Annotated in this window: 10 protein-coding genes; 8 read left to right on the top strand and 2 right to left on the bottom strand. The window is 69.6% G+C overall.

Translation table 11 applies throughout. The annotated features are described in order from the left end of the window. The first annotated feature begins 21 nt into the window (after positions 1 to 21). The 8 genes from JWR81_RS28770 (at position 22) to JWR81_RS28735 (ending at position 7,179) form a co-directional block, all read left to right on the top strand. On the top strand, positions 22 to 1,461 hold the full coding sequence (locus tag JWR81_RS28770) for a nicotinate phosphoribosyltransferase (RefSeq protein ID WP_297659783.1): 1,440 nt from the start codon (positions 22 to 24) through the stop codon (positions 1,459 to 1,461). 88 nt (positions 1,462 to 1,549) lie between these two features. Beyond that, positions 1,550 to 2,275 carry an orotidine 5'-phosphate decarboxylase / HUMPS family protein gene (locus JWR81_RS28765; protein ID WP_297659780.1) on the top strand — a complete coding sequence of 242 codons (726 nt, stop codon included), beginning with the start codon at positions 1,550 to 1,552 and terminating at the stop codon, positions 2,273 to 2,275. Between the two features lie 23 nt (positions 2,276 to 2,298). Continuing rightward, positions 2,299 to 2,802, top strand: a complete 504-nt coding sequence (locus JWR81_RS28760) for a CinA family protein (protein WP_297659777.1) — start codon at positions 2,299 to 2,301, stop codon at positions 2,800 to 2,802. A gap of 7 nt (positions 2,803 to 2,809) precedes the next feature. Then, positions 2,810 to 3,463, top strand: coding sequence for an HAD family phosphatase (locus JWR81_RS28755; protein ID WP_297659774.1), 654 nt, complete (start codon positions 2,810 to 2,812; stop codon positions 3,461 to 3,463). Continuing rightward, positions 3,460 to 3,747 carry a ribose-phosphate pyrophosphokinase-like domain-containing protein gene (locus JWR81_RS28750; protein WP_297659771.1) on the top strand — a complete coding sequence of 96 codons (288 nt, stop codon included), beginning with the start codon at positions 3,460 to 3,462 and terminating at the stop codon, positions 3,745 to 3,747. Before JWR81_RS28755 ends, JWR81_RS28750 begins: the two co-directional genes overlap by 4 nt. A 263-nt stretch (positions 3,748 to 4,010) precedes the next feature. Further along, on the top strand, positions 4,011 to 4,460 hold the full coding sequence (locus tag JWR81_RS28745; protein WP_297659768.1) for a winged helix-turn-helix domain-containing protein: 450 nt from the start codon (positions 4,011 to 4,013) through the stop codon (positions 4,458 to 4,460). A gap of 755 nt (positions 4,461 to 5,215) precedes the next feature. Beyond that, a complete protein-coding gene (locus JWR81_RS28740) occupies positions 5,216 to 6,106 on the top strand; it encodes an SMP-30/gluconolactonase/LRE family protein (RefSeq protein WP_297659765.1) in 891 nt (296 codons plus the stop codon). Between the two features lie 83 nt (positions 6,107 to 6,189). Then, positions 6,190 to 7,179: an LLM class flavin-dependent oxidoreductase gene (locus JWR81_RS28735; protein ID WP_297659752.1), complete on the top strand. Its 990-nt coding sequence runs from the start codon at positions 6,190 to 6,192 to the stop codon at positions 7,177 to 7,179. An 88-nt stretch (positions 7,180 to 7,267) separates the two neighbouring features. Here the strand turns inward: JWR81_RS28735 and JWR81_RS28730 are convergent, their stop codons facing one another. Beyond that, on the bottom strand, positions 7,268 to 7,609 hold the full coding sequence (locus JWR81_RS28730) for a hypothetical protein (protein ID WP_297659750.1): 342 nt from the start codon (positions 7,607 to 7,609) through the stop codon (positions 7,268 to 7,270). Continuing rightward, the coding region (locus JWR81_RS28725; RefSeq protein WP_297659747.1) for a TetR/AcrR family transcriptional regulator at positions 7,582 to 7,808 on the bottom strand (227 nt) is incomplete at its 5' end. The genes JWR81_RS28725 and JWR81_RS28730, both read right to left, overlap by 28 nt.

Here is a 7,808-nt window from a genome sequence, read left to right as displayed (position 1 = left end):
AAGTTCTCCGACTTCGGAAACATCATCCTCAACACCGACAGCTACAAGCATTCGCACCACGTGCTGTACCCGCCGGGAACGGAATACGTATCGAGCTATATCGAGTCGCGTGGCGGCCCTTACCCCGCCCACCTGTTCGTCGGGCTGCAGGCGTTCATCAAGGAGTACCTGCTCAAGCCGATCACGCTCGAGGACATCGACGAAGCCGAGATCGTCACGCGGCAGCACAAGATCCCGTTCAATCGGGATGGCTGGCTGGGCATCCTCAACGAGTACGACGGCTACCTGCCGCTCGAGATCGAGGCCCTGCCCGAGGGCACGGTGCTGCCGGTGCGCAACGCGCTCGTCCAGATCATCAACACCGACCCGAAGTACTTCTGGCTCACCAGCTTCGTCGAGACGCCGCTGCTGCGGTCGGTCTGGTACCCCACGTCGGTGGGCACCCTGAGCTGGCTGTCCAAGCAGATCATCAGGCAGGCCATCGAGAGGACCTCCGACCACCCGGAGATCATCCGCGACCTGCTGCACGACTACGGCGCCCGTGGGGTCAGCTCCCAGCAGTCGGCTGGGCTGGGCGGGCTCGCGCACCTGGTGAACTTCGAACAGACCGACACCATCTCCGGCTCGCTCGCCGCGCAGCGCTACTACAACGCGGTCGCGCCGGGCGCCTCCGGACCCAACTCCGAGCACTCGACGATGACGGCGTGGGGCCGGGAGAACGAGTCGGCCGCCTACGCGAACGCGATCAACAAGTACCGCGGCTGGCCGGTCGTCGTCATCGTGGCCGATTCCTACGACCTCGACAACGCGGTGCACAACATCTTCGGCAGGGAGCTCAAGGAGCTCGTCGACAACCACACCGGCACCGTGTTCGTGCGGCCCGACTCGGGAGAGCCCGTCTCGGTCGTGGCCGACACCATCGAGGGCCTCTTCGAGCACTACGGCTACATCGAGAACAGCAAGGGCTACAAGGTGTTGCCCGACCAGATCCGGGTGTGCCAGGGAGACGGCATCACCCTCGAGAGCCTGCGCGCGATCTACGAGGAGCTCGACCGGCGCAAGCTCGCCGCCGACAACGTCTACTTCGGAATGGGCGGTGGCCTGCTGCAGCACATCAACCGCGACTCGCTGCACTTCGCGCAGAAGGCCAACGCGGTGCGGATCAACGGTGAGTGGGTCGACATCTGGAAGAGCCCCAACGGGGTGGACCTCAAGGCCTCCAAGCGCGGGCGGCTCGCCGTGCGCCAGGTCGACGGGCGCTACGAGACCGTCGCCAAGGACGCGGTCCCGGCCGAGGAGAACCTGCTCCAGCCGGTGTACCGGAACGGGAAGCTGCTGCGGCGGTGGGACTTCCTCGACCTGATCGAGCGCAGCGAGCGGACGGTCCCGCAGGAGTACTACGCCTCCGTCATCGCCCCGCAGGAACAGGCCGCGGCGCCGCTCCCGGTCGCCGGGACCTGACCGCCCACAAGCCGAGTCGCCCCGGCGCGGGCTCGTCGTACCGGCATCGGCACGACGAGCCCGCCCGGTGCGGGACAGGAGTCCACCCATGGCATCCCCACCGACACACGGTGTCATCCCCGCTCTCGACCTGTGCGGCCTCGACGATGTTCTCCGTCTCGTCGAGGCGACCACCGGCATCGACGGCGTCGTCGGGTACAAGGTCAGCCAGACCACGGTGCTCGAGATCGGGCTGGTCGAGGCGGTGTGCGCCCTGCGCACCGTCACCGCGCTGCCGCTCTACTACGACCACCAGAAGGCCGGCCTCGACGTCCCGTCGAACGGGCCCGCGTTCGCCTCGGCCGTCGGGTCGGCCGGGGTGGACGGTGTGATCGTCTTCCCGATCGCCGGGCCCACGGCGGTGCGGCGTTTCGTCCGTGGCGCGCTGGACCACGGCGTCCGCCCGATCGTCGGCGCCGCGCTGCCGCTGCCCGACTTCACCGTCTCCGGCGGTGGCTGGGTCGCCGACGACGTGCTCCCCCGGGTCGCGGAACTCGCACTGGCCGAGGGTGCCCGCGACGTCATCGTCCCGGCTCACGATCCGGAGCAGGTCACCGCGGTGACCGCCGCGCTGAGCGAGCGCGAGCCCGACCTGACGTTCTTCCTGCCCGGGATCGGCGCGCTCGGCGGGGCCATCCCGGACGCTTTCGGCGCGGTCCGCGGTCCGCGGTCCTACGCGATCGTCGGGCGCGCGATCTACGCCGATCCCGATCCCGCCGAGGCCACCCGCCGGCTGGCGGGCGAGGCACTGGCCTTCGCGGCCGTCGCCCCCTGAGCAGACCAGAGAAGGAGCAGACCATGTCCGAACTGTTCGACCGCGAGCTGCTGGAACAGGCCGCGGAGGTGTTGCGCCGCGCCCAACAGCTCGGGGTGCGCATCGCCACCGCCGAGACGGTGACCGGGGGGCTCGTCGCGGCCGCCCTGACCTCGGTCTCGGGTGCTTCCACCGTGTTCGAGCGAGGTTTCGTGCTTTACCACAGCTCGGCCAAGGCCGTCGGGCTCGGCGTCGAGCCCGAGGTCTCCGCCGAGCACGGGATGGTCAGTGCCGCGGTGACCGAAGGACTGGCCGCCGGGGTCATCGAGCACTCCACCGCCGGCGCCGGTGTCGCGCTCACCGGATATGCCGGCCCCACGGGCGGCAACGCCGTCGATCCCGTGGGGACGGTCTACACCTCCGCCCTGCACCGCGGCGGGAAGGTCGTCACCGAACGCCACGTCTTCGACGGCGACCGCACCGAGGTGAAGCTGCAGGCCGTCGAGGTGGCGCTGCGTCTGCTGGGCGACCAGCTGCGCGAGGCGTGACCGGCCGGTGACCGCACTGCACCTGTTCGACATGGACGGGACGCTGCTGCGCGGGAGCAGCGCGAGCCTGGAGATCGGGCGTCGGATCGGGCGGCTCGCCGACATCGAGGAACTCGAGACCGCCTCGGCGAGCGGCCGGATCGACAACATCGGCTTCGCCAGAGCGTGCCACCCGATCTGGCAGACCATCAGCGACAGCGACATCGACGCCGCATTCCACAGCTCACCGTGGTTGGAGGGGGTCGCCGAGGTCTGGGCCGACATCGCCGCCCGGGGAGAGCACTCGGCGGTGATCTCGATGTCGCCGCTGTTCTTCGTGCGCAGGTTACTCGGCTGGGGAGTCGGTACCGCGCACGCCACAGACATCGCGATCGGCGGGCCCCTGGACCCGACGGCGGTGCTGACCACGGAGTCGAAGGTGACCGTCGCCCGCGGGCTGCTCGCCCGTCACGGCCTGACCTCCGCCGACTGCGTGGCCTACGGTGACTCACGCTCGGACATGGAGCTGTTCCGGGCGCTGCGCCACACCGTCGCGGTCAACGGGGACGCGCAGATCCGGGCGCTGGCGAGTGTCACCTACGACGGCACCGACCTGCGGGCCGCCTACCGCCGAGGCAGGGCGCTGCTGGCAGCCCGGACGTCGTACGAGGAGATCGGATGAGCACGGCTCGGCGGATGTTGCTCGTCGGAGGCCGTGGGTACCCCGAGCTGACCGAGCAGGTCGCCAAGCACGTGGACGTGTCGATCACGCCGCAGGTGGTGCACGACTTCGCGAACGGCGAGATCTTCGTCCGGTTCGAGGAGTCGGTGCGCGGTGCGGACGTGTTCGTGGTGCAGTCGGTCGGCCCGGTGCCGAACAAGAACCTGGTCGAGACGCTGATCATCGCCAGGGCCATCGAGCAGATCGTCGAGGACGGCTCCGTCACCTCGCTGTTCGAGCGCTGAGCCGTGCCACGCATCAGAACGCCGACATTGACGTCCAGCTCCGGCATCAGGTTGTCTTCGGGGATGGTCGAGCTCCCGTTCCTGTGGCTCACCTTGCGACGTCACGTCGACCTGCACCGCTCCGCCAGCGCACTGTGTCGGGATACCCGCTGCCCGTGTAGGACCCCGTGGCGCCCGGAGACCCAGTGCTACCCAATGACCCCCCGACCCCACCCGCGGGATCGGCCACCACAATCCGGATCCGGCTCCTGGTCGAGCTCGAGTTGACCTCCGACGATGCCCGGTCGTCGACACCGCGGATCGAGGAGGCCGTCGACACCGCCCTGAGCACGTTGCCCGACACCGTGCCCGACATCCGCGGGACGACCGTGTCGGTGCTCGGCCCCCCGCACATCACCTCCTCGGTACGGGGAGTGTTCGACCTGAACAGCCGGGAGCTCGTCGTCGACGGCGCGGCGGCCAGGCTCACCCCGCGCGAGGCCGCCGTCCTGGCGTACCTCGTGCAACGTCGCGACGACGCCGTGTCGCGGGAGGAACTCCGTGACGCCCTCGACGACGCCGACGGTTCGCTCGGGCCCCGGGCGGTCGACGTGATCCTCTCCCGGCTGCGCGCGAAGCTGCCCTGGCTACCCGCGCCGCTGGTCACGGTCCGCGGCGTCGGCTACCGCTACGAGCCGTCGGCACAGTTCGTCGTCATCGACGTCTGGCCGTGACGACGGCCGCCCGCCGACGACCCAGACCTGGTGGGGCGCCGCGAGGAACCACCTGGATCCCACGATCAACCCGGCAACGCTCGTGGCCACCGCACTGAAGACCGCGACGCCCCGCAGATCGCCCCGCTCGGCCGGCCCCGGCCGTCGGACGGGCGATCTGCACCAGTCTGCTGGCTGCTCGGCGGTGCAGCGCTCTACGGTCGGGGCTCTACCGGAGTGTCGCGCAGGCTGGCGATCAGTGCGGCTACGCCGCCGCCCGCCACGCGCACGACTCGCCGCACGGGGACGCGTATGAGTGCCTGTCTCGGCCTGCAGGCCCGCTGGTCGACACCGCGATCACTGACGACTCCGACGCGGAACCGCTCGCGCCGGACGCCGTCGATGCGCCTGACGTCCGCGCAGCATGCCGAACTGGACCCATACTTTCCCCTCCAAGGGGTGCAAACCAAAGCACAGGTCGACCACCGGCAGGTAACGCTTCCGGCAAGCCGTGCTGGATCTTCTTCAGCGCGAGGGCGTCGGCCGGGCGGATCGCGATCTGCGTGAACGTCAGGTCGCGTGCGGCCACACGTGGCGCTTGACACAGCAGGGGCGCTCGATAACTATGCGCTCTGTCACTGCCATCCGCTGGAGCGGTCGAACGGTCACCGGCCTCGTGGAGTCCTTCACGCCGCAGCTGTTCGCTGAGCTACACCGCTCCCCCAGGACCGACGACGACGTACGGGGACGAGGTCAGAATGACGCAGGGACAGTCAATGGTTCGCAAGCTGTCGGTCGTACTGGACGGGTACTCCTACCTGGAGTGCCCACGATGGCGAGACGGGCGCCTGTGGGTCTCGGACTTCTACACCAATCAGGTCGTGGCGACCGACGGTCGCGGCAGTACCGAGGTCATCGCCGAGGTTCCCGGCCAGCCGTCCGGCCTGGGGTTCCTTCCCGACGGACGCGCACTCATCGTCTCGATGCGCGATCACCGCATCCTGGTGCGTGACGATGCCGGTCAGTTGAGTGAGCATGCTGATCTGTCCGGAGCTGTGTCCGGCATGCCCAATGACATGGTCGTCGACGAGTCCGGACGCGCCTTCGTAGGCGACTTCGGGTTCGACCTCATGGGCGGCGCGCCGCTGCGCTACGCCACGCTCACCCGGGTCGATCCGGACGGGACCGTCACCACGGTGGCCGAGGACCTGGGGTTCCCCAACGGCATGGTGATCCTGCCCGGCGGTGTGCTCCTCGTCGCCGAGACGTTCGCCGGGCGGATCACCGCCTTTGACATCGGCGAGGACGGTGGGCTGAGCAACCGACGGGTATGGGCGCAGTTCGGCGAGACACCGCAGACCGATGATGTGGGCGACGCCGTCGAACGGCTCCAGGTCGGTCCCGACGGCATCTGCGCGGATGCGGAGGGGGCGATCTGGGTGGCCGACGCGCTCCACGCCCGCGTGATCCGGGTCCGGGAGGGCGGCGAGATCGTCGATGAGATCCCGACCGGGACGGGAGTCTTCGCCTGCATGCTCGGCGGCGAGGACGGCCGCACCCTGTTCCTGTGTGCTGCGCCCTCGTTCGCAGAGCACGAGCGTCGCCCGGTCCGCGAAGCCCAGCTCCTGGCGGTCGAGGTCGACGTCCCGCACGGTGGTCTGCCGTAGACCGTCTGACCGTGACTCCTTCAGGCGGTGGCGTTGGACCTCCGCGCGTCCCCTTACCACCCGATCTGCGAAATGGAGGACCCATGGAGGTGTCCTGCGCTTTCCCGACCGCCCTGGACTCGCCGGACAACATCGCGTTGGCCGAGCGGCTGGGCTACGACCGAGCCTGGGTCTACGACACACCGCAACAGAGCCCGGACGTGTGGATGGCTCTCGCGCTGGCTGCCGAGCGGACCGAGCGGATCGGGCTCGGCCCCGGTGTGCTGGTTCCCAGCCTGCGTCATCCGATGGTCAACGCCGCCGCGACCGCCACCCTCGCCGCGCTCGCCCCGGGCCGCGTCGCGATTGCTTTCGGAACCGGCTTCACCGGCCGTCGTGCCATGGGGTACGGCGCGATCACGTGGGCGTTCATGGACTCCTACATCCGCGCCTACCGCGGGCTTCTCCGCGGCGAGGTGATCGAGTGGGAGGGCGCCCAGATGCAGATGCTGCATCCCGACGGACACGCCCCGGCCCGACCGGTCGATGTCCCGATTCTCGTGGGTGCGCTCGGCCCCAAGGGGCACAAGGTGGCCAGTGAGCTCGGGGACGGCCTGTACGTGACTCTGCAGCTGCCGGAGTTCATGAGCGAGTACTCGTGGGTGCCGTACCTGGCGTGGGGCACGGTGCTCGACGAGGGGGAGGCCTTCGACTCCGAGCACGCCCGTGTCGCGGGCGGTCCTGGCTGGGCGTTGGCCTACCACGGCGCCTACGAGTTCGGCGGGCCGGACGCGGTGCGCGAACTTCCGGGTGGCCCGGAGTGGATGGACGTCGTGGAGAAGACGCCCCCCGAGCAGCGGCATCTCATGCTTCACGCCGGCCACTGCGTCGAGCTCAACGCGGCGGATCAGGCGGCGTGGGATGCGGGCGGCCACGTGATCCTGCAGGAGGCGACGATCACCGGGACTCGCGACCAGGTCCGGCGCCGCCTGGACGACCTCGCCGCGAAGGGGGTCACCGAGATCGTGTTCCAGCCGTGCGGGCCCGACATCGGGTCGGAGCTGGAGAGGTTCTACGAGGCAGCGTCCGCCTGAGACGGGTCGAGATGAGGGCGCCGGCGCCCGGGACCGACGACGAGGCCGACGTCACCTGGAGGTGACGTCGGCCTGCCCCGTGGCCGGATCAGTCGCGTACGGACGCGGTCGTCGCCCCCGCGACGGCCGGACGGACCGCGCCCCTGTCCGGGGCCGGCGGCGCACTGGTGAGCATCGCGAGCGCGAGACCCGCGTAGAACTCCCCGAGCTGCTCGGGGCTGTCCGAGCCTTCGACCCGGTACCACCGGACCGGGTCGATGGCCAGCGCGATGATGCCGCGCACCACACGCTTGACGTCGATCGGCACGAACACCCCGTCCTCGATGCCGCCGGCGACCGCCTCGCGATAGACGCGGGTGGTGGTCCGACGGATCTCGCGGATCGCCGCGTAGTCCTCCGGCGTCAGATTCGCCAGCTCGTACTGCGCCACCTCGCCGCCACGTGGTACCGGGCGTTCCATGACACGTGCCGGTAGACCACGTTCCAGATCCGTTCCACCGGGTTGCCGTGGTCGACCTCCCTCAGGGCGTCGAGGGCCTTCTCATGGGCGGTGCGGGCGACCTCCATCAGGATCGCCTCCTTGGACGGAAAGTGGACGTACATCGCCGCCGGACTCAAGCCCGCGCCTC

The organism is Pseudonocardia sp. (genome assembly GCF_025965585.1).
Lineage (GTDB): Bacteria > Actinomycetota > Actinomycetes > Mycobacteriales > Pseudonocardiaceae > Pseudonocardia.
Note: the sequence above shows the minus strand (reverse complement) of the source record. Positions and strands in the feature narration are given on the sequence as shown.

Coding starts and splice junctions, on each gene's coding strand:
- JWR81_RS28765 (WP_297659780.1), top strand. CDS start 1,550: ATGGCATCCCCACCGACACACGGTGTCATCCCCGCTCTCGACCTGTGC.
- JWR81_RS28760 (WP_297659777.1), top strand. CDS start 2,299: ATGTCCGAACTGTTCGACCGCGAGCTGCTGGAACAGGCCGCGGAGGTG.
- JWR81_RS28750 (WP_297659771.1), top strand. CDS start 3,460: ATGAGCACGGCTCGGCGGATGTTGCTCGTCGGAGGCCGTGGGTACCCC.
- JWR81_RS28740 (WP_297659765.1), top strand. CDS start 5,216: ATGGTTCGCAAGCTGTCGGTCGTACTGGACGGGTACTCCTACCTGGAG.
- JWR81_RS28735 (WP_297659752.1), top strand. CDS start 6,190: ATGGAGGTGTCCTGCGCTTTCCCGACCGCCCTGGACTCGCCGGACAAC.